This window comes from Paraburkholderia sp. GAS38 (assembly GCF_050434965.1).
GTDB classification, from domain to species: domain Bacteria; phylum Pseudomonadota; class Gammaproteobacteria; order Burkholderiales; family Burkholderiaceae; genus Paraburkholderia; species Paraburkholderia phenazinium_A.
Map to the genome: position 1 here is coordinate 57096 of NZ_JBNDJO010000012.1, position 20849 is coordinate 77944.

19 protein-coding genes and 1 riboswitch are annotated in these 20849 nt (G+C 64.0%); of the genes, 6 read left to right on the plus strand and 13 right to left on the minus strand.

What is annotated here, in order from left to right:
- Nucleotides 1-27: 27 nt before the first annotated feature.
- The gene (locus tag P3T42_RS25395; protein ID WP_074301362.1) at nucleotides 28-540 is read right to left on the minus strand and encodes a winged helix DNA-binding protein; all 513 of its coding nucleotides are present in this window, start codon (nucleotides 538-540) and stop codon (nucleotides 28-30) included.
- 214 nt (nucleotides 541-754) lie between these two features.
- On the opposite strand from P3T42_RS25395, the gene pxpB reads away from it, so the two are divergent.
- The 6 genes from pxpB to P3T42_RS25425 all read left to right on the plus strand — a co-directional run bounded on the left by pxpB (nucleotide 755) and on the right by P3T42_RS25425 (nucleotide 7257).
- A complete protein-coding gene (gene pxpB, locus P3T42_RS25400; protein ID WP_074301361.1) occupies nucleotides 755-1408 on the plus strand; it encodes a 5-oxoprolinase subunit PxpB in 654 nt (217 codons plus the stop codon).
- The gene (locus P3T42_RS25405; RefSeq protein WP_074301360.1) at nucleotides 1405-2457 is read left to right on the plus strand and encodes a biotin-dependent carboxyltransferase family protein; all 1053 of its coding nucleotides are present in this window, start codon (nucleotides 1405-1407) and stop codon (nucleotides 2455-2457) included. Before pxpB ends, P3T42_RS25405 begins: the two co-directional genes overlap by 4 nt.
- A gap of 18 nt (nucleotides 2458-2475) precedes the next feature.
- Nucleotides 2476-3228, plus strand: a complete 753-nt coding sequence (gene pxpA / locus P3T42_RS25410; RefSeq protein WP_074301359.1) for a 5-oxoprolinase subunit PxpA — start codon at nucleotides 2476-2478, stop codon at nucleotides 3226-3228.
- A 330-nt stretch (nucleotides 3229-3558) separates the two neighbouring features.
- Nucleotides 3559-4302 (plus strand): DUF969 domain-containing protein, encoded by a 744-nt coding sequence (locus tag P3T42_RS25415; protein WP_074301358.1) that lies wholly within the window; start codon nucleotides 3559-3561, stop codon nucleotides 4300-4302.
- On the plus strand, nucleotides 4299-5255 hold the full coding sequence (locus P3T42_RS25420) for a DUF979 domain-containing protein (protein ID WP_074301357.1): 957 nt from the start codon (nucleotides 4299-4301) through the stop codon (nucleotides 5253-5255). The genes P3T42_RS25415 and P3T42_RS25420 overlap by 4 nt, the downstream gene beginning before the upstream one ends.
- Nucleotides 5256-5457: 202 nt before the next feature.
- On the plus strand, nucleotides 5458-7257 hold the full coding sequence (locus P3T42_RS25425) for a tetratricopeptide repeat protein (RefSeq protein WP_429307560.1): 1800 nt from the start codon (nucleotides 5458-5460) through the stop codon (nucleotides 7255-7257).
- Here P3T42_RS25425 and P3T42_RS25430 read toward each other — a convergent pair.
- From P3T42_RS25430 to P3T42_RS25485, 12 genes are all read right to left on the minus strand, one after another.
- Nucleotides 7246-7668: a type II toxin-antitoxin system VapC family toxin gene (locus P3T42_RS25430; RefSeq protein WP_083640699.1), complete on the minus strand. Its 423-nt coding sequence runs from the start codon at nucleotides 7666-7668 to the stop codon at nucleotides 7246-7248. The genes P3T42_RS25425 and P3T42_RS25430 overlap by 12 nt on opposite strands.
- A gap of 59 nt (nucleotides 7669-7727) precedes the next feature.
- On the minus strand, nucleotides 7728-8879 hold the full coding sequence (locus P3T42_RS25435; RefSeq protein WP_429307561.1) for a TraB/GumN family protein: 1152 nt from the start codon (nucleotides 8877-8879) through the stop codon (nucleotides 7728-7730).
- Complete coding sequence (locus P3T42_RS25440; RefSeq protein WP_429307562.1) at nucleotides 8872-9900, minus strand: peptide ABC transporter ATP-binding protein; 1029 nt, start codon at nucleotides 9898-9900, stop codon at nucleotides 8872-8874. Before P3T42_RS25440 ends, P3T42_RS25435 begins: the two co-directional genes overlap by 8 nt.
- Nucleotides 9897-11030, minus strand: a complete 1134-nt coding sequence (locus P3T42_RS25445) for an ABC transporter ATP-binding protein (RefSeq protein WP_253190240.1) — start codon at nucleotides 11028-11030, stop codon at nucleotides 9897-9899. The genes P3T42_RS25440 and P3T42_RS25445 overlap by 4 nt, the downstream gene beginning before the upstream one ends.
- Entirely contained in the window at nucleotides 11031-11948 is a 918-nt protein-coding gene (locus P3T42_RS25450; protein WP_074301816.1) for an ABC transporter permease subunit, read from the minus strand.
- Nucleotides 11949-12035: 87 nt separating this feature from the next.
- Nucleotides 12036-13046: an ABC transporter permease subunit gene (locus tag P3T42_RS25455; protein WP_074301353.1), complete on the minus strand. Its 1011-nt coding sequence runs from the start codon at nucleotides 13044-13046 to the stop codon at nucleotides 12036-12038.
- 119 nt (nucleotides 13047-13165) lie between these two features.
- Nucleotides 13166-14794 carry an ABC transporter substrate-binding protein gene (locus P3T42_RS25460; RefSeq protein WP_074301352.1) on the minus strand — a complete coding sequence of 543 codons (1629 nt, stop codon included), beginning with the start codon at nucleotides 14792-14794 and terminating at the stop codon, nucleotides 13166-13168.
- A 202-nt stretch (nucleotides 14795-14996) separates the two neighbouring features.
- Nucleotides 14997-16640, minus strand: coding sequence for an ABC transporter substrate-binding protein (locus P3T42_RS25465; RefSeq protein ID WP_429307563.1), 1644 nt, complete (start codon nucleotides 16638-16640; stop codon nucleotides 14997-14999).
- Between the two features lie 233 nt (nucleotides 16641-16873).
- The gene (gene metF, locus P3T42_RS25470; RefSeq protein WP_074301350.1) at nucleotides 16874-17716 is read right to left on the minus strand and encodes a methylenetetrahydrofolate reductase [NAD(P)H]; all 843 of its coding nucleotides are present in this window, start codon (nucleotides 17714-17716) and stop codon (nucleotides 16874-16876) included.
- A gap of 33 nt (nucleotides 17717-17749) precedes the next feature.
- Nucleotides 17750-18103, minus strand: coding sequence for a phage holin family protein (locus tag P3T42_RS25475; protein ID WP_074301349.1), 354 nt, complete (start codon nucleotides 18101-18103; stop codon nucleotides 17750-17752).
- A gap of 175 nt (nucleotides 18104-18278) precedes the next feature.
- Nucleotides 18279-19700: an adenosylhomocysteinase gene (gene ahcY, locus P3T42_RS25480; RefSeq protein WP_429307564.1), complete on the minus strand. Its 1422-nt coding sequence runs from the start codon at nucleotides 19698-19700 to the stop codon at nucleotides 18279-18281.
- A 33-nt stretch (nucleotides 19701-19733) separates the two neighbouring features.
- Nucleotides 19734-19869: riboswitch (S-adenosyl-L-homocysteine riboswitch) on the minus strand.
- Nucleotides 19870-19989: 120 nt separating this feature from the next.
- Complete coding sequence (locus tag P3T42_RS25485) at nucleotides 19990-20763, minus strand: glycosyltransferase family 2 protein (RefSeq protein ID WP_074301347.1); 774 nt, start codon at nucleotides 20761-20763, stop codon at nucleotides 19990-19992.
- Nucleotides 20764-20849: the final 86 nt, after the last annotated feature.

Below are 20849 nucleotides of genomic sequence, written 5' to 3' on the forward strand. Positions count from 1 at the left end.
GTTTCCCACGCCCGGTTCAAGCCCGGCTCAAAGCGATGCCGCCGCCCGCGCCGCGGTGTCGTACAGCCCGGAGGCGTTGCGCATCAACTGCGCGGCCTCGCCGATCTGCTCATTCGTCAGACCGCTTTCCTTGAGCGTGGCGATCAGGCAGCTTTCGCGCACCTCGCGGTACTTGAGACACAGATCGCGGCCCGATTGCGTCGCCGAGAAGAACACTTCCTTGCCGGTCTTTTCGCTTTTTACATACCCTCTAGCTACCAGCTTCTTCAACGCGTAGGTGGCGACGTGGGTGTCTTCGATGTTCAGCACGAAGCAGATGTCAGCGAGTTTCTTGCGGCGCTCGCGGTGGCTGACGTGATGCAGCAGCGACACTTCGATGGCGGTCATATCCTTTTCGCCCGCCGCCGACATGCACCGCACCATCCAGCGGTTGAACGCGTTGCTCGCCATGATGAGCCCGTACTCCAGCTCCGACAGCTCCGCGCTTGTTTCCGAAACCAGATGTTCCGAGGAGACGATTTTGGTCGGTTGACGCGACATGACGGGTGTTCTCAATGCACGAATAGAGGTGCACGAAGTGTACGACGAGCGCCTCTTTTTGGGTGCCTGGCGAAAACGCTTATTGAGAAATTGTTGATATTTTATTGATAATGTACGCTATGCATCATGGTTGACGCGCCTGGTGCCGATATCCACTTATGAGCGGAGCGCTTGCCAGTCTGGCAAAGTCTCCGACCCACCCAACGAATCAGCGATGACGCAACCACGAATCTTTCAGTTCGGCGATGCCGCGCTAGTCTGCGAGGCCCCCGCCCCCGCGACGCTCGATTGCCAGCGGCGCGTCTGGGCGGCCGCCGAAGCGGCGCGCGGCTGGCCGCACGTGCTCGAGGTCGTGCCCGGCATGAACAACCTGACCATCGTGTTCGATCCGCTGGAAGCGGATAGCGCGGCGCTCGCCAACTTGCTGCAGACGGCCTGGGACGCCACCGGCGACGCCCCCGCCGCCGGCCGCGAGGTCGAGATTCCGGTGCAGTACGGCGGCGAGTTCGGCCCGGACCTGCAGGTGGTGGCCAGTCACACGGGGCTGTCGGTGAAAGAGGTGGTGAACCGCCACTCGGCGGGCGAGTACGTCGTGTTCTTCCTCGGCTTCCAACCCGGCTTTGCCTATATGGGCGGGCTCGAAGAGGCGCTGCACACACCGCGCCGCTCATCGCCGCGGCTCGAAGTGCCGGCGGGGTCGGTCGGTATCGGCGGCGAGCAGACCGGCGTCTATCCGGCCACGTCGCCGGGCGGCTGGCAACTGATCGGCCGCACCTCCGTGCCGCTGTTCGATCCGGCGCGCTCGCCGCCCACCCTGCTGCAGCCGGGCGACCGGGTGCGCTTCACCGTGGCGGGGATCGCAGCATGATCGACGTGATTCGCGCGGGTCTTCTGACCACGGTTCAGGATCTGGGCCGACATGGCTACCGGCACCTCGGCGTGGCAATGGGCGGGGCGCTCGACCGGCTCTCGCTGGAGGTGGGCAACCGCCTCGTCGGCAACCGGCCGGACGCTGCCTGCCTCGAGATCACCTTTGGGCCCACCGTGCTACGCTTTCCGCGCGCTACCCGGATCGCCATCACCGGCACCGAATTCGGCGCCACGCTCGACGGCAAGCCAGTCTATTCATGGTGGAGCCTGCCGGTCCAGGCCGGCCAGGAACTGACGCTGCAAGCGGCGAAGCGCGGCATGCGCGGCTACGTCTGCGTGGCCGGCGGCATTGACGTGTTGCCGATGCTCGGCTCGCGCAGCACCGACCTCGCCGGCCAGTTCGGCGGCCTCGGCGGCCGGGCGCTGCGCGACGGCGACCGTCTGCCGGTCGGCGCGCCGGCGCCGCACGCGGGTCGCGGCTTTAGTCCACAAGCGCCCGAATTCGGCGTGAAGGCGCCCGCCTGGTGCAAGTTCGTGCTCGTCCACGAGCCGCTGCGCCGCGGCCGGCACCCGTCCGGCGTGGCCTGGGCCGCGCCTATCCGCGTGCTGCAAGGGTCCGAATACGACCACTTCCCGGCCGACGCTCAAGAGGCGTTCTGGTCGAACGAATGGCTCGTCACACCGAACAGCAACCGCATGGGCTACCGGCTCGCCGGCACCGAGCTCAAGCGTACGCACAAGACCGACCTGCTGTCGCACGCGGTGCTGCCGGGCACGATCCAGGTGCCGCCGAACGGCCAGCCGATCGTGCTGCTCAGCGACGCGCAGACCACCGGCGGCTATCCGAAGATCGGCGCGGTGATCCAGGCCGATCTGTGGAAGCTCGCCCAGGTGCGCCTGAACGGCGCGATTCGTTTCATCCCGACCACGCCCCAAGAGGCGCGGCAGGCTTTGCTGGAAGAACGGGCGTATCTGCGGCAGATCGACGCCGCGATCACGATGCATGAGGAACGCTGTGCACGCCAGCCGGCGCTAGCAGCGTTGTAAGACCAAGTAGAGGAAATTATGGAAATCGATTTGAATGCCGATCTCGGCGAGGGCTGCGGCTCCGATGAGGCGCTGCTCGACCTCGTCAGCTCGGCCAATATTGCGTGCGGCTGGCACGCGGGCGGCGCGAACGCGATGCACGACTGCGTGCGCTGGGCCGTCAAGAAGGGTGTGTCGATTGGCGCGCATCCGAGCTTCAACGACCCGGAGAACTTCGGGCGCAAGGAAATGGACCTGCCCGCCAGCGAGATTTACGCCGGCGTGCTGTACCAGCTCGGCGCGCTCTCGGCGATCGCCCAGGCCGAAGGCGGACGCATCGCGCACGTCAAGCCGCACGGTGCGCTGTATAACCAGGCCGCGCGCGACCCGAAGATCGCCGATGCGATCGTCTCCGCCGTGCACGATTTCGACCCGTCCGTGGCGGTGTTCGCGCTCGCCAACAGCGGCCTCGTGACGGCCGCCCGCGAAGCGGGCCTGATCGCCATCGAGGAAGTCTTCGCCGACCGCGGCTATCGCTCGGACGGCTCGCTCGTGCCGCGCAAGGAGCCGGGCGCGCTGCTCGACGACGAGGAAGAAGTGCTTGCGCGCACCCTCGCAATGGTGCGCGAGCAACGCGTGCAGGCGGTGGACGGCCGCTGGGTGCCGCTCAACGCGCAGACCATCTGTCTGCACGGCGACGGCCCGCATGCGCTGGCGTTTGCGCGCCGCATCCGCGCCGCGCTCGAGAGCGCCGGCATCGAAGTGCATGCGGCCAACGCCGCGCGCGCCTGAAGCCAGGCAACCGGGGCGCCCCGCAACGGTCGGCCATAAAGCAAGCAACGCCCCGCCCCGCGCGGGGCGTTTGCCAGGTGCGGTAGCGAACGTGTCTATCGAGGCAGGTCACGCGGTAGAAAACCGCGCAGTAGTGGCGGCAGCAGAGAACCCGCAGCACAGCAGGCAGCAGCAGACGTCAGTACGCCTAAAGGGCACAAAGGTAGTTGCAGTGGACGGACGCGGCCAACCAGAGCCGCGCACAGCAAGACGGCGCAGGGCACGCCCCATGCGCCGCCTCACGTTAGCCGCCATTCGCGGCAAGGTTAGCAACCCTGTTTGGAGATCCTGATGCAGACAGCAGTCAATTTATGGCCGCTTATCGGCGTGGCCGTGATCATCATCGGTTTTGTGTTGCGCTTCAATCCGATGCTGATCGTGGCCGCCGCCGCTATCGTCACTGCGCTGGCCGCGCACTTCCCGCCCGAGAAAATCCTCGCCGCCATCGGCACGGGTTTTATCAAGACCCGCAACATCCCGTTGATCATCCTGCTGCCGCTCGCCGTGATCGGTCTGCTGGAACGGCACGGCCTGCGCGAGCGGGCCCAGACCTGGATCGCCGGCATCAAGGCGGCCACCGCCGGGCGTCTTCTGATCGTCTATCTGCTGGTGCGCGAACTCACCGCAGCGGTCGGCCTGACCGGCCTCGGCGGCCATCCGCAGATGGTGCGTCCGCTGATCGCGCCGATGGCCGAAGGCGCGGCCGAGAGCCGCTACGGCAAGCTCACCGACGCCGTGCGCCACCGCCTGCGCGCCTTCGCCGCGGCAACCGACAATGTGGGCCTGTTCTTCGGCGAAGACATCTTCGTCGCCTTCGGCGCCATCGTGCTGATGACCACCTTCCTGCGCGAAGCGGGCATCGAGGTCGAGCCGATTCACGTCGCCGTATGGGGCATCCCCACGGCGATCTGCGCGTTCCTGATTCACGGCTTCCGGCTGTATCTGCTCGACCGCAAGCTCGACCGCGAACTGCGCGGCAAGGACACGCCGGGCACACTGCCGCAGACCGGATCGGCCACGGGAGACGAGGCATGACGCTCACCATCAACTATCTGTTCTGGCTGCTCGGGGTTGTGCTGCTGATCATCGGCGGCATGATCCTCACCGACAAGGAACATCCGCGCCGCCTCACCGCCGGCGGCTTCTGGATTCTGTACGCGCTGATTTTCCTGATCGGCGACCTGATACCGCCTTCGGTGGTCGGCGTGCTGGTGATCGCCATGGCGCTGATCGCCGGGTTCGGCGGCGTGACCGCGGCCAGGCCGAAAGTGCTGTCGCTGGAAGCGCGTCAGGCTAGCGCCAAACGCCTCGGCAACAAACTGTTCGTGCCCGCGCTGACGATTCCGGTGGTCACCGTCGTGATCACGCTGGCGGCGAGCCATCTGGCGTTCGGCGGCACGCCGCTGATCGAGCAGAAGAACGTCACGCTGATCGGCTTCGGGATCGGCTGCGTGATCGCCCTCGCCGTGGCCTGCGTGATGACGCGCGATACGGTTGGCCAGTCGATGAAGGAAGCGCGCCGCCTCGTCGATGCGTTGTCGTGGGCCGCGGTGCTGCCGCAGATGCTCGGCATGCTCGGCCTCGTGTTCTCCGATGCGGGCGTCGGCAAGGCGGTCGCGCACGTCACGACCGCCTATATCGATCTCGACTACCGGTTCGTGGCGGTCGCCGTGTACTGCATCGGCATGGCCGTATTCACGATGGTGATGGGCAACGGCTTCGCCGCATTTCCGGTGATGACGGGCGGCGTGGGCGTGCCGATTCTGGTCGGCGTGTTCCACGGCAATCCGGCGGTAATGGTCGCGATCGGCATGTTCTCGGGCTACTGCGGCACGCTGATGACGCCGATGGCCGCGAACTTCAACATGGTCCCCGTCGCACTGCTCGAATTGCCGGACAAGAACGCCGTGATCAAGGTCCAGGTGCCCACGGCCCTGAGCTTGCTGGTCGTGAACATCTTCTTGCTGAACTTCCTGATGTTTCTGTAGCGCATCCCGCGCGGCCGGCCTGACGCATCTTTTCGCGACAGGTCGGTACCATGGGAACGCCCGTCGCGACGACCTGTCGCGCTAAATTAGGATATGTCTGATCGAAGCGGCAAAGCCTGAGACCTAAGCTGGTGGACGTCTTCTCATCCACCAGCCGGCGTCGCGCAGCACGCGTGCCGCCGGCGTCCTGAAGCAGGTTTTCATGGAACAGCATCCTCATACCGGTGACGCGCAGCACGACGCAGACTCACCGTCCTACCTCGCCGCCCTCGTTGCCAATGCACTCCACGCGCATCGCGCGGGGCAACTCGACGAAGCCGCGCCGCTCTATCAGGAAGCGCTGGCAATCAACCCGATTCACACGGAAGCGCTGCACTACTTCGGCGTGCTGCAGCACCAGCGGCGCAACCACGCGGCCGCAGCCGATCTGCTGGATCACGCGCTCGAACTCGAGCCCACCAATGCGGCCTGCTGGAGCAACCGCGGCCTTGTCGCCGCGGCGCTTGGGCTGCACGAAGAAGCGCGCCGGTGTTATTGGCAAGCGCTGCAATTCCAGCCGGACTTCCCCGACGCACGCAATAACCTCGGCGTGACCCTGCAGGCGCAAGGTGAACTGGAAGGCGCCGTGCATCAGTATCGTCAGGCGCTGGCGCTTGACTCTTCGATGCTCGATGCACATCTGAATCTTGGCACCGCGCTCGCCAAACTCGACCGCTACGACGAGGCGCTGGCTTGCTACGAGCAGGCGCTGTCACTCGATCCGTACTCGGCAGACGCGCACTTCAATGCAGGCAATGCGCTGACGGCGAAAGGCGACAGCGCGGCGGCCATCGTCCGCTTCAGGCGCGCGCTCGAATTGCGGCCTGGCTTTGCCAATGCGCACATCAATCTGGGCAGCGCGGTCGGCAAGCTGGGCAACTATGCCGAGGCCGAGCAGCAGTACCGGTACGCCGTCGCGCTCAAGCCGAATCCCACCAATCTGGTGTGCCTGGGTGGCTCGCTCGGTGCGCAGGGCCGCCTCGACGAGGAAGAGGTGTTCTATCGGCGTGCGCTCGAACTCGACCCTGGGTATGTCGACGCGCATCAGAATCTCGCCTGGACGCTGCTCAAGCGAGGCGACTACGCGCAAGGCTGGGCAGAGTTTGCGAAGCGCTGGCGTCCGCAGGATTACGCGGCGATTGCGGTGGAAGATGTGCCGGAGTGGCATGGCGAACCGCTCGAAGGACGCGCGATCCTGCTGGTGGGTGACCAGGGCTTTGGCGATCAGATGCAGTTCTTGCGCTTTGCCCGCGTGCTCGAGAAGCTGGGTGCGACGGTCGATGTGTGCGTCCGTGAGCCGCTGCTGCCGCTGGCACAACAGGTGCCGGGCGTGCATCGCGCGTGGAGTATCGGCAAGGCCGAGGGCCGGTACGATTTCTGGGTACCGCTGATGAGCGTGCCGTCGTGTGTCGGGACCGAGCTGTCGACGATTCCTGCGGACGTGCCGTATCTGTTCGCCGATGACGCCAGGATGCACACCTGGCGCGAACGCGTGGAAACGGCCGCCGGCTCGCGGCGCAAGATTGGCCTGGTGTGGGCCGGCAGTCCGACCTTCGGCAACGATTGCTATCGGTCGATGCGCTTCGAAGACCTCGCGCCGCTGCGCGAGCTGGAGGGTGTGGCGTGGTTCTCGCTGCAAAAAGGGCCGTCAGAAACACAACTTGCGGATGCGCCGCCGGACTTCCGCCCGCACGATTTCACCGCCGATCTGCACGACTTCACAGACACCGCCGCGCTGGTGATGAATCTCGATCTGGTGATCGCCGTGGATACCGGTGTTGCTCACCTGACGGGCGCATTGGGCAAGCCGGTGTGGGTGATGCTGCCGGCCAACTCCGATTGGCGCTGGCTGGAACATCGCAGCGATTCGCCGTGGTATCCGAACGCGCGTCTGTTCAGGCAAGCGGTGCTGGGGGATTGGACGCCGGTGGTTGAGGGCGTGGCAAGGGCGCTACTTGATTAAGCGCAAGCCCGCTGTCTTAGCGGCTTTCGCATCGAAAGTCGCGGTGTATTCGCACCCGGCATCATGGCAAGTGCGCTCAATAACGCAGTCGGCAAAATCGGCTTTGGACGAAGCGAAGAGCCGAAGCGCTTTCCAAACGGTCTCCGCGGACTCAATCACCAACTCGCGCGTACGCAGCAGGGTTTCGACAACTTTGGCGATGTCCGCCCTGTCTGCCGCATAAAGACTCCCGAGTACCCACACAACTTCAATAAGCGCAACCTGGGTCACATAACCAGGATCGTCTACAGTAAGAGACTCCACCAAAGCGTTCGCCTTGGACGATTGTGCCGCATCACCCAGCCCGAGATCGCTTCTGACGACAGCCGGGATCGTGACCTGACCCTTCGAGGTGAGAGTTGCGGATGCCATACATCCTCCTGATTCGATATTTCCTTGCTTTAGAGTAAGGAGGTCCGAAAATCCCCCCCTCACCCCGGCTCCACCACAAACCCATGCTGCCGCAACAACTGCAGCACGCCCTTCGGGCCGCCGAGGTGCAAGGCCCCCACGGCCACAAACACCGGTTTGTTCGGCCCGGCAATCAACAGCATCCGCGTGACGAAACGCCGGTTCCGTTCGTACACAATCTTGTTGTCGATCGAATCGGACACCCGCTTGTCGCGCGCCAGCACCTCGGACTTGGCCGCCTGCCACGCGGCGATCGCGTCCGCGTCGCCCACCTGCCAGAGCCGGTGCAAGGTCTGCACATCCGCGAGGTTGCCGGCCGGCGTCTGCACCAGGTCCTGCGCCAGCATCTCGCGCTGCTGCGCAGACGACAGGCTCGTGAACGCGCGCATCTGCTCCCCAAGCGTCTCAAGCCCGACAATCTTGCCGCGTGTGCGCAGATAGACGTTCTGCAACTGCGCCTCGGTGCCGTATTCCGTCTGCAGCCCCGCACTCAACGAGTCGTAGGTTTCGACCAGCAGCGAAGCGAGCCACGGCCGCATTCGCTTGATCTCGTCGAGCGCCGCCGGATTGCCGCGCAAGCGGACTTCGAGCTTGTGCCATAGCGATTCCGGCAAATACTTCGGCAGGCACTCGCTCCGGCACACGCCGTATTTCGACACATCGTCCTGCGAGACCAGCAGGTCGTCCGGCGACAGTTCCAGCGCCAGCGTCGGCGAGGCCGCGAGCGCGGCCAGAATCTGCGGACGGAATGGCTTGTTCGGCGGATAGTCGGCCGGATCGCCGACATGCAGCGTGCCGAGAATATAGAGGGTGGTGGTGCCGCGCGTCGCGACGTAGAACGGCATATGCGCCGGTTGCGTGCGCACCGGACCGCTCGCCGTGTTGCCGGAGTTCGCGGGTGGAGGATTGAAACCGGGCAAGGTGGCGCGCGGCTGGCCAGGCGCCCCCGGCACGGCAGGCACCGGCAACGCCGGCCGGCCGCTTTGCGCCGGGGTATTCGCAGCCGCGCCCGCAGCGTAAGCCGTGACGACCGGCGTAGCCGAACCGGGTAAGACGCAGGCAAGCGCGGCGCACCCCAGCAGCCACGTTCGCCAGCGCCGCGCGAAAACGGCGCGACAGCCGCCTTCACGCAGGCGGCGCGCAGGACGACGCGCCGCCAACGCTTCAGGCATCCACGTCCCCCACCTCCTCAGCGCGGTGGCACGACACCTGACGTCCATCCACTTCACGCAGCTTCGGTTCCTCGCTGCGGCAGCGCTCGATCGCATACGGACAGCGCTGATGGAACGTGCAGCCCGACGGCGGACTGAGCGGCGACGGCATCTCGCCTTGCAGCTTGATCTTGATGCTGCGATCCGCCTCGAAGATCGACGGCGTCGCCGACATCAGCGCCCGCGTGTACGGATGACGCGGATTCGTGAAGATCCGCTTCTTGTCGCCCAGTTCGACCACGCCGCCGAAGTACATCACCATCACATCGTCAGCGATATGCTCCACCACCGACAGGTTGTGCGAAATGAACACGTAGCTGGTCTTGAACTGCTCCTGCAGATCCATGAACAGATTCAGAATCTGCGCCTGGATCGACACGTCGAGCGCGGACACGGGTTCGTCGGCGACGACGATCTGCGGATCGAGAATCATCGCGCGCGCAATCGCCACGCGCTGACGCTGACCGCCCGAGAACATATGCGGATAGCGTTTGGCGTGCTCAGGCCGCAGGCCGACGGTGCGCATCATCTGCGCGATCCGCTCGGCGCGCTCGCCCGCGCTCAACTGCGTGTTGATGGCGAGCGGCTCGCCGAGCGTCTGCTCGACGGTCTTGCGCGGATTGAGCGAGGCAAACGGATTCTGGAACACCATCTGCACGCGCCGGCGCAATGCGGCGATCTTCGCCTGATCGGCTCCGGCCACATCTTCACCGTCGATCAGAAGACGGCCGGCCGTCGGTCCTTCGATCATCGTCAGTTGACGCGCGAGCGTCGACTTGCCGCAACCGGACTCGCCGACCACAGCCAGCGTCTTGCCGCGGTCGAGCGAAAACGACACGCCGTTCAACGCCTTCACCGTGCCGTGGCCAAACATGCCGCGGCGCACCGAGTAGTGCCGCGCCAGCTGATCGGCGACCAGTACGTGATCGCCCGCCTGCCCCCTCGGCTCCGTCGGGCGGCGCGTTTCGGGTACTGCATTCATCGTGCGCCTCCGTGAGTGTGGACGTTCGCGTCGCCGGTGAGGTTCAGCGGCTTGATACAGCGTACCCTGGTTACCTCCGTGGCTGCGTTCGGGGTTGCGTCTGCGGTTGCGTTCGCGGTTGCATCAGCAAGGCCCGGCAACGGCGCCAACGCGGGCCGCGCCTTGGTGCAGTCGTCCACCACATACTTGCAGCGCGGCGCGAACAGACATCCTTTCGGCCGGTCGTCGCGTCCCGGCACCATGCCCGGCAACGCCGCCAGACGCACCGCGCCGACATTGTGTTCGGGAATCGCCGCCAGCAACGCTTCCGTGTACGGATGATGCGGCGCCGCGAAGATATCCGGGACCTTGTTGGTCTCGATCACCTCGCCCGCGTACATCACGGCCACGCGCTGCGCGACTTCCGACACCACGGCCAGATCGTGCGAGATCAGCACGAGCGCCATGCCGCGCTCCTTCTGCAGCTTCACCAGCAGTTCCATGATCTGCGCCTGGATCGTCACGTCGAGCGCCGTGGTCGGCTCGTCGGCAATCAGCAGCTTCGGATTGCAGGCGACCGCCATCGCGATCATCACGCGCTGGTTCATGCCGCCCGACATCTGGTGCGGAAACGACATGATGCGGTTCTTCGCATCGGGAATGCCGACCTGGTCGAGCAGTTCGAGCGCGCGCTGGTGCAGCGCGGCGCCGCGCAGCCCTTCGTGCAGCTTCAGCACTTCCTTGATCTGATAGCCGACGGTATAGCTCGGGTTCAGACTGGTGAGGGCGTCCTGGAACACCATCGCGATGTCTTTGCCGATGATCTTGCGGCGCTCCTTCGGCGAGGCCTTCAGCAGATCCTTGCCGTCGAAGGTGACCTCGTCGGCGCTGACCTTGCCCGGCGCATCGATCAGGCCCATCAGGGCCATCATCGTCACGCTCTTGCCCGAGCCGGATTCGCCCACGACGCCGACCACTTCGCCCGGCGCCACGTCCAGGTTGATGCGGTCGACGGCCGGCAGGCCGTTGAAATTCACTGCCAGATTGCGGATGGTGAGTAACTTCTGGTCAGCACGCGCACGGCCGCCCGAAGCGGGCTGACCGGCCCCCTCGGGGGACAGCGAATGAAATGAGCGTGGAGGTTGTTCCATCTAGGCCATCCGCTTCAGTTTGGGGTCGAGCGCGTCGCGCAGGCCATCGCCGAGCAGGTTGATCGCCAGCACCGAGATCACGATGGCGAGGCCCGGCAAGGTCACGATCCACCAGGCGTTGTCGATGTAGTCGCGCGCCGAAGCCAGCATGGCGCCCCACTCCGCCGCCGGCGGTTGCACGCCGAGGCCGAGGAAGCCGAGCGCGGCCGCATCGAGAATTGCCGACGAAAACCCGAGCGTCGCCTGCACGATCAGCGGTGCGGTGCAGTTGGGCAACACTTGCGAAAACATCAGACGCAGCGTGCCCGCGCCCGCGACCCGCGAAGCCGTCACGTATTCCTTCTGCAACTCGCCGAGCGCCGAGGCGCGCGACAGACGCACATAGCCGGGCAACGCGACGATGGCAATCGCCAGCATGGTGTTGATCAGGCCCGGGCCGATGATGGCGACCACCGCCACCGCGAGCAGCAGCGACGGCAGCGCGAGCAGCACGTCCATGATGCGCATGATCGGCGTATCGGCCCACTTCTCGAAGAACGCGGCGATCAGCCCGAGCACGACACCCGGAATCAGCGCCAGCACCACCGAGACGAAACCGATCCAGAACGACAGGCGCGCGCCGTACATCAAGCGGGACAGCATGTCGCGGCCGGCTTCGTCGGTGCCGAGGATGAACTTCCAGTTGCCGCCGTCGAGCCAGGCGGGCGGGATCTTCACGTAGTCGCGGTATTGCTCGATCGGACTGTGCGGTGCGATCACCGGTGCGAAGATCGCCACGAAGATCAGCAGCAGCACGATGACGCCTGCGACCACCGCGCCGCGGTTGCGGGAAAAGTTGGCCCAGAATTCACGGGCGGCCAGTGCCCGGCCGCTCGGCGGGGTCACTGCTGTGGGGACTGTATTTTGTATGTCTGCCATCATGCCTCCCGCCGAGCCGCCTCAAGGGAGGCATGAGCCCCCTTGGGGGGAAGCGAACGAATGTGAGCGTGGGGGTGCATGGTCCTTTTACCTCGTATGGCGAATGCGCGGATTCAACACGCCGTACAACAGATCGACGATCAGATTCACGACGATCACGAGTGTGGCAATCAACAGGATACCGCCCTGCACGACCGGATAGTCGCGCCGGCTAATCGCATCGATCAGCCATTTGCCGATGCCCGGCCAGGAGAACAGCGTCTCGGTCAGCACCGCGCCGGCCAGCAGCGTGCCGACCTGCAGCCCGATCACGGTCACCACCGGAATCAGCGCATTGCGCAGCGCATGCACGACGATCACACGCCCCGGCGGCAAACCCTTGGCGCGCGCTGTGCGGATGTAGTCCTCGCGCAGCACTTCGAGCATGGAGGAGCGCGTCATCCGCGCCACCACCGCCAAAGGAATCGTACCGAGCACGATGGCCGGCAGGATCAGGTGGCTCAGGGCGGACCTGAACGCGCCTTCATCGGTCGACATCAGCGAGTCGATCAACATGAAGCCGGTGACGTGCGGAATGTCGTATTCGACCGCAATGCGGCCCGACACCGGCGTCCAGCCGAGCTTCACCGAGAACAGCATGATGAGGATCAAGCCCCACCAGAAGATCGGCATCGAATAGCCGGTGAGCGCGGTGCCCATCACGCCGTGATCGACCACCGTGCCGCGCCTCAAGGCCGCGAACACGCCGGCCGGCAGCCCGATGACCAGCGCGAACAGCATCGCGCAGATCGACAGCTCGACGGTGGCGGGAAAGCGCGCGAGGAACTCGTCCATCACGCTGGTGTTGGTGATGATCGACATCCCGAGGTCGCCGTGCACTGCCCGCTTGAGATAGTGGACGTATTGCATCGGCAGCGGCTCGTCGAGTCCGAGCCGGTGCATCGCGGCGGCGTGCATCGCCGGATCGACGCCGCGTTCGCCCATCATCACTTCGATGGGGTCGCCGGGTATCAGGTGAATGAGCGCGAACGCAAGGATCGTGATGCCGATGAAGGTCGGTATCACCATGCCGATGCGGCGCAAAACGAAGCGGAACATGGTTCGTCCCTATGGTCTTGATGAACGGAAAACACAACCGGCGACGAGGGCTTGACACCCCGGTCGCCGGACCATTTCGACCAGTTTTCTAACCGTGCGAAAAACGGACTGCGTCAGTCTTACTGCACGCCAACACCGTCGAAGCGCGCATAGCCGAGCGGCTCGATGCGCATATCGATTACCTTCTTGCTCACCGGCTGATACACCGTCGAGTGCGCGATCGGCGAGAACGGCAGTTGCTGCGCGAAGATCTGCTGGGCCTGCGTGTAGATCTTCGTGCGCTCGCCCTGATCGATCGTCGTGCGGCCCTTCTGGATCAGATCGTCGAACGGCTTGTAGCACCACTTGCCGAAGTTGTTGCCGTTGATCGCTTCGCAGCCGAGCAGCGTGCCGAGCCAGTTGTCCGGATCGCCGTTGTCGCCGGTCCAGCCGATCAGCATCGTGTCGTCCTCACCCGCGTGAGCGCGTTTGATGTACTCACCCCACTCGTACGTGACGATCTTCGCGCGCACACCGATCTTGGCCCAGTCGGCCTGGATCATTTCCGACATCAAACGCGCGTTCGGGTTGTACGGACGCTGCACCGGCATCGCCCACAGGGTGATGTCGAAGCCGCTCGCGAGACCCGCCTTGGCGAGCAGCGCCTTGGCCTTCTCCGGATCGTAGGAGAGGCTCGGCAGGTTCTTGTCGTACGACCATTGGGTCGGCGGCATCGGATTGGTGGCCGACTGGCCCGCGCCCTGGTAGACGGAATCGATGATCGCCTTCTTGTTGATCGCCATGTCGAGCGCCTCGCGCACTTCGACCTTGTCGAGCGGCTTGTGCTGGACGTTATACGACAGGTAGCCGAGGTTGAAGCCCGGTTGCGACGGCATCGAAATGCTGGTTTCCGTCTTCAGCGGCGCGATGTCCGCCGGACGCGGATAGCTCATCACCTGGCATTCGTCGCGCTTCAGCTTCTGCACGCGCACGCCGGCGTCCGGGGTGATCGCGAAGATCAGCTTCGAGATCTTCACGTCGTTCGGCTTCCAGTAATCCGGATTGCCGTCGAAACGGATCGTGGCGTCCTTCGTATAGCTGCGGAAAATGAACGGGCCCGTGCCGACCGGCTTCTGGTTGAGATCAGCGGCCTTGCCGGCCTTGAGCAGCGAATCCGCATACTCGGCCGACTGGATCGACGCGAACTCCATCGCCATGTTCTGGATGAACGGGGCGTTCACTTCCTTCAGCGTGAAGCGCACGGTGTACGGATCGACCTTTTCGACCTTCGCGATCAGCTTGTCGAGGCCCATGTCCGTGAAGTACGGGAACTGCGCCGGATACGCCTTGTTGAACGGCATGGTCGGATCGAGCATGCGCGTGAACGTGAAGAGGACGTCGTCCGCGTTGAATTCGCGGCTCGGCTTGAAGTAGGCGGTTGTCTGGAACTTGACGCCGTGACGCAGATGGAACGTGTAGGTCTTGCCGTCCGGCGAGACATCCCAGCTTTCGGCGAGGCCCGGCTCGACCTTGGTGCCGCCGCGCTCGAACTCGACGAGGCGGTTATAGACGGTGAACGTGTTGGCGGTGAAGTCGGTGCCCGTGGTGTATTGGGCTGGATCGAAACCCGCAGGGCTGCCTTCTGAGCAGTAGACCAGGGTTTTATTCGGGATCTCGGCACGCGCGACACTCGCGCCCACCATTGATGCCGCTGCAGCTGCGACGAGCGTCGTGATCCGCGCGGCGCGCAACAGATTGTTTTGCTTCATGTTTCCTCCAGGTTCGGGGCCGGCTTGCACCGGCGTAGCGCGATATTACTTGAGCATAGCTTGCGGCAACAAGCGGAGGAAATTCCTTGTGTTCACGATCGGAAACACTTGTTAGGCATAGATTGAGGCCCGTCAACACCGGATTGACGGGCCGCGTGACGTCTCTGAGGCTAAAAGCGGGTGCAAAAGCACCCATATCCGCTCATTTCAGTCCCACGCCGAGGAATTGCGTCGGGCCGAACGGGTCGATCTTGAAGCCCGTCACCTCTTTTGAAATAGGTTGATAAACGGTGGAGTGGGCAATCGGCGTGAACGGCACCTGGTCCTTGAAGATCACCTGAGCGTCCATGTAATCCTTGGTGCGCTGGGCAAGGTCGGTGGTGCTGCGCGCCGCGGTGATCAGGTCGTCGAAGGGTTTGTAGCACCACTTCGAGAAGTTGCTGCCCTTCACCGAATCGCAGCCGAGCAACACGCCGAGCCAGTTGTCCGGGTCGCCGTAATCGCCGGTCCAGCCAATCAGGATCGCCTCGTGTTCGCCGGCGTGGGCGCGGCGGATGTACTCGCCCCACTCGAAGGTAACGATATTCACCTTCACGCCGATCTTCGCCCAGTCGGACTGCAGCATTTCAGCCATTAGCCGCGCGTTCGGGTTGTAGGGGCGCTGGACCGGCATGGCCCACAGCGTCAGGTCGAAGCCGTCGGGATAACCGGCTTCCTTCAGCAGCGCTTTGGCCTTGTCGATGTCGTAGGGCGCGTCTTTCAGGCTCTTGTTGTAGCCCCACTGGGTAGGCGGCATCGGATTGGTGGCAATCTGGCCCGCGCCCTGGTACACCGACTCGATGATCGCCTTCTTGTTGATCGACATATCCAGCGCACGGCGCACCAGCACGTTGTCGAGCGGCTTTTTGGTCGTGTTGTAGCCGAGGATGCCCAGATTGAAGCCCACCTCGCTCGGCATCGCCAGCGACGAGTCGGCCTTGACCGCCGCGATATCCGCAGGACGCGGGTAGCTCATCACCTGGCACTCGCCGCGTTTCAATTTTTGCAGCCGCACGGCCGGGTCGACGGTGATGGCGAAGATCAGCTTGCTCACTTTCACGACGTCCGGTTTCCAGTAGTCCGGATTACCGTCGAAACGGATGGTGTCGTCCTTGGTGTAGCTGCGGAAGATGAACGGCCCCGTGCCGACCGGGAACAGATTGATGTCGGAGGCCTTGCCGGCCTTCAGCAATTGATCGGTGTATTCCGCCGACAGAATCGACGCGAACGGCATCGCGATCTGCTGCAGGAACGGCGCATCCACCTGCTTGAGCGTGAAGCGCACCGTGTAGGGGTCGAGCGCCTCGATCTTCGCGATGTTCTTCGCCAGCCCCAGATCGCTGAAGTACGGGAACGGCACCGGATACGCCTTATGAAACGGCTGATCCGGATCAAGCATGCGCTCGAAGGTGAACACGACGTCGTCCGCATTGAATTCGCGGGTTGGCTTGAAGAACGAGGTGGTCTGAAACTTCACCCCATGGCGCAGATGAAACGTGTATTGCAGGCCATCCGGGGAGACGTCCCACTTCTCGGCAAGTCCGGGTTCGATGTCGGTGCTGCCGTGGGCGAACTCGACCAGCCGGTTGTAGACCGTATAGGAGCCGGCGGTGAACTCGACGCTGGTGGTGTACTGCGCGGTGTCGAAACCGGCTGGGCTGCCTTCGGAGCAGAACACCAGGGTCTTGTCAGGCAGCGTCGCAGCGGGGGCGGCGACGGGTGTCAAGCATGCCGTCGAGACGGCCAGGGTTGTCAATGCGGGCAGGCAATACTGGCGAACTACGAACAGCATGGATGACACTGTCATGACGTTCTCCGGTCGGCAGCCGGGCCGGCTGCGCCTTGATCATAGACAGCACAATATTCAGCTTCAATACACGCTTCTACTCTCCAGACCTTGCGGTGGAGCGAGCGCGTCTGCGGCGGCGCACCAAATCGCCTTGCGCGAAGCGGTGGGGGAAATGAACCGCGCGGCCAGCCGGCCGCGCGGGTGAAACACAAGTCTTATGCGCCCGCTCAGGTGCCCGCTCAGGCGCCGGATTACGCGGCCAGTGAACCGCCCAACCGGTCGCAGATCGACTTGGTGGCCGCTGCGTTGTTGAGCGTATAGAAATGCAGTCCCGGCACGCGGGCATCGACCAGACGCCCGCACAAGTCCGTAACCACATCCAGGCCGAACGCGCGAATCGCTTCGCGGTCGTCGCCGAAGCTCTCCAGCCGGCGCGCCACCCAGCGCGGCACTTCCGCACCGCACATCTCGGAGAAGCGCATCAACTGCGAGAAGTTCGTGATCGGCATGATGCCGGGCACGATCGGCACGTCGACGCCGAGCTTACGCGCGTCGTCGACAAAGCGGAAATACGCATCCGCGTTGAAGAAGTACTGCGTGATGGCCGAATTGGCGCCGGCCTTCACCTTGCGGGCGAAGTTCTCCAGATCGTGGCGCGGCGAGCGCGACTGCGGATGGTATTCCGGATAGCCGGCCACCTCGATCCAGAACCAGTCGCCGAACTCGGCGCGAATGAAGCTCACCAGTTCCGACGCGTAGCGCAGTTCGCCCACTTCGCCCATACCGGACGGCAAGTCGCCGCGCAGCGCGACGATATGGCGGATGCCATGCGAGCGGTACTCGTTGAGGATCGCCCGCAGGCTTTCCTTCGACGAGCCGATGCACGACAGGTGCGGCGCCGCCTGCAGCCCTTCCTTCGCCATATCGACCACGGTGTCGAGCGTGCCCTGCTGCGTCGAGCCGCCGGCGCCGAAAGTCACAGAGACGAATTTCGGCTTGAGCGGCGCGAGTTGCGCGCGCGTGGCGCGCAGCTTCTCGACGCCGTCCGCGGTCTTGGGCGGGAAAAATTCGAATGAAAGTTCGAGCGGATTCATGACTCAATCGCCCTTCTAAAAATGAAGCTCACTTCAGCCGAAACTGCGATTGCCGAAGATGAGCGCGGACAGCAGCCATGAAACGATGCTGTACAGGATCGAGCCGAAGAACGCCGACCAGAAACCGGACACTTCGAAGCCCTTCAGCAGCGACGCGCACAGCCAGAAGCACAGCGCATTGACGACCAGAATGAAGAGTCCGAGCGTAACGATCGTAACGGGCAGCGTCAGCAGGATCAGCACCGGGCGCAGCACGGCGTTGATCAACCCAAGCACCACGGCAACGATCAGCGCGGTGCCGAAGCTGCGGATGTGGATCGACGGCACCAGGTACGTGATGATCAGGAGTGCGAGCGCATTGATCACCCAGGTCAGCAGCACGGTCATGTAAAGCTCCTTTTAGGCTGAAAGTCCGGAATCGAGCGGAACAGGCCGGCGCTGAAACAAAGGCGGCTCGCCGTACAGGCAGCGCCTTTGTCTCATGCCGTGACGCCGCGGCGTGCGGCGCGCGCTGCGGTGACAGCGGGTTGCACGCCGCAGCGGCGGCCTGGGCTGGTCTTGCTTAGTAACGGTAGTGGTTCGGCTTGAACGGACCGTTCTTGTCGACGCCGATGTAGCCGGCCTGCTCGTCCGACAGCACGGTCAGGTTCGCGCCGATGCGCGCCAGATGCAGGCGCGCAACCTTCTCGTCGAGATGCTTCGGCAGCACGTACACCTTGTTCTCGTACTTCGAGCCTTCGGTGAACAGTTCGATCTGTGCGAGCGTCTGGTTCGTGAACGAGTTCGACATCACGAACGACGGGTGGCCGGTTGCGCAACCGAGGTTCACGAGGCGGCCTTCAGCCAGCAGGATCACGCGCTTGCCGTCCGGGAAAATGATGTGGTCGACTTGCGGCTTGATGTTGTCCCACTGGTACTGACGGGTCGACGCAATGTCGATTTCCGAATCGAAGTGACCGATGTTGCAGACGATCGCGTTGTGACGCATCGCCTTCATGTGGTCGTGGCCGATCACGTGGAAGTTGCCGGTGGCCGTCACGAAGATGTCGGCCTTGTCGGCGGCGTATTCCATCGTCACGACGCGGTAGCCTTCCATCGCCGCCTGCAGTGCGCAGATCGGATCGATTTCCGTGACCCACACCGTCGCGCCCAGACCGCGCAGCGATTGCGCGCAGCCCTTGCCCACGTCGCCGTAACCGGCGACCACGGCGATCTTGCCGGCGATCATCACGTCGGTGGCGCGCTTGATACCGTCGACGAGCGACTCACGGCAGCCATACAGATTGTCGAACTTCGACTTGGTGACCGAGTCGTTGACGTTGATGGCCGGGAACGGCAGGCGCCCTTCCTTTTCCATCTGATACAGACGGTGCACGCCGGTCGTGGTTTCTTCCGTCACGCCCTTGATGTGCGCGAGACGCGTCGAGTACCAGGTCGGGTCTGCATCGAGGTGCGATGCGATCGACTTGTACAGCGCGACTTCTTCCTCGTTGGTCGGCTTGGCGATGACCGAGCGGTCCTTCTCAGCCTTCGCGCCGAGGATCAGCAGCAACGTGGCGTCGCCGCCGTCGTCGAGGATCATGTTGGCGAATTCGCCGTTCGGCCATTCAAAAATGCGGTGCGAGAATTCCCAGTATTCGTCGAGCGATTCGCCCTTGAACGCGAACACCGGTGTGCCGGCCTTGGCGATCGCGGCAGCGGCGTGATCCTGCGTCGAGAAGATGTTGCACGAAGCCCAACGGACGTCGGCGCCGAGCGCGGTGAGCGTCTCGATCAGCACGCCGGTCTGGATCGTCATGTGCAGCGAACCGGCGATGCGTGCGCCCTTCAACGGCTGCCGCGCCTTGTATTCTTCGCGCGTTTGCACGAGACCCGGCATTTCGGTTTCAGCGATGTTCAGTTCCTTGCGGCCCCAGTCGGCAAGCGACAGGTCGGCAACGAGGAAATCCTGGGAATTTTTGGAATCGATAACTGCGGCGTTCATCACGCCCTCCTTTCTAAGAAATTGACTAGAAATTTGACGTGAGCGCGGTTCGATGGGGCGCCTTGAAAAGCGCTGCGCGCATTCAAGCCGTCCGATTGAAAGCCTCCGAGCCTGGCGGGCGGCCAGCGAATGCAGATTCGCGGTACCCGTCGCAACGCTCCTCGAAGACGAACGGCGATTGTAGCAAATCGAGATGAACTCGGGGTGACGCGGGGCTTGCGAGGAGGCCTGAACGCTTTGCGAGGGTGCGTGGGCGCTTTGTGAGGACGCCTGGACGCCTCTTGGGGGGTTAGGCCGCCCCGGCGGCCGGTGCGTTCAGCGTGCGCAATTGCGCGATGCCGGCCTTGGCCGCTTCGAGAAACTGGCCGGAGAGCCGGAACGACTCTTCCAGATCCGCCTGAACCGGTGCCTGCATGCCGAAGCAGATGCGGAAATAGCGCTCGGCATGGATGCGCGGGTGGTAGTGCATGCGCACCCGCTTGGCGTCGGAGAGACGCGGGTTGCCGAACAGTTCGCGCAGGGCCCACGAAAACGCACCGTCTTCCCCGCCGTTGCGGCGGAAAAACGCGTCCATCGGGAAGCCGCCTAGCGCCGCATAGACCGGCCGGCGAATGATCAGGCTGCTCGGCACCGTATTGCTCAGTGTCGCAGCGTGCGCGTCGAACTGCGGATGCCCGACGATCTCCGCCGGAAAGCCCGCGTACTCGACGTCGAGCCGGATCGAGGCTTCGCCGGGATGCTGTTCGAGAAAGCCGCTAGCGGCCGCAAGCGCGCCGGGGAAGTATTCGTCGTCGGCGTCGATGAAAGCCAGCAGCGGCTGTGTGGCATGCATCGCGGCCCAGTTGCGCGCCCGCGCGGCGCCGCCGTTCACCGGCATCTGCAGCAGACCGATGCGCGCGTCGCGCTCGCCGTAGCGGCGCACGATCTCGATCGAAGCGTCGCTCGAGCCGTCATCCACGACGACGATCTGCGCCGCCTCGGGCTGGATGACGCAGCTATCGAGCGTGCGTGCGAGGGTGGCGGCAGCGTTGTAGCAGGGAATGACGATCGAAACGGGCAACATGGGATGGGGAGAACGGCGCGAAAGCGCGGGTACGAGAGGGGGATCATGATAGCGCGGCGCTTTCAAAGACCATCCTGAAAAGGCAG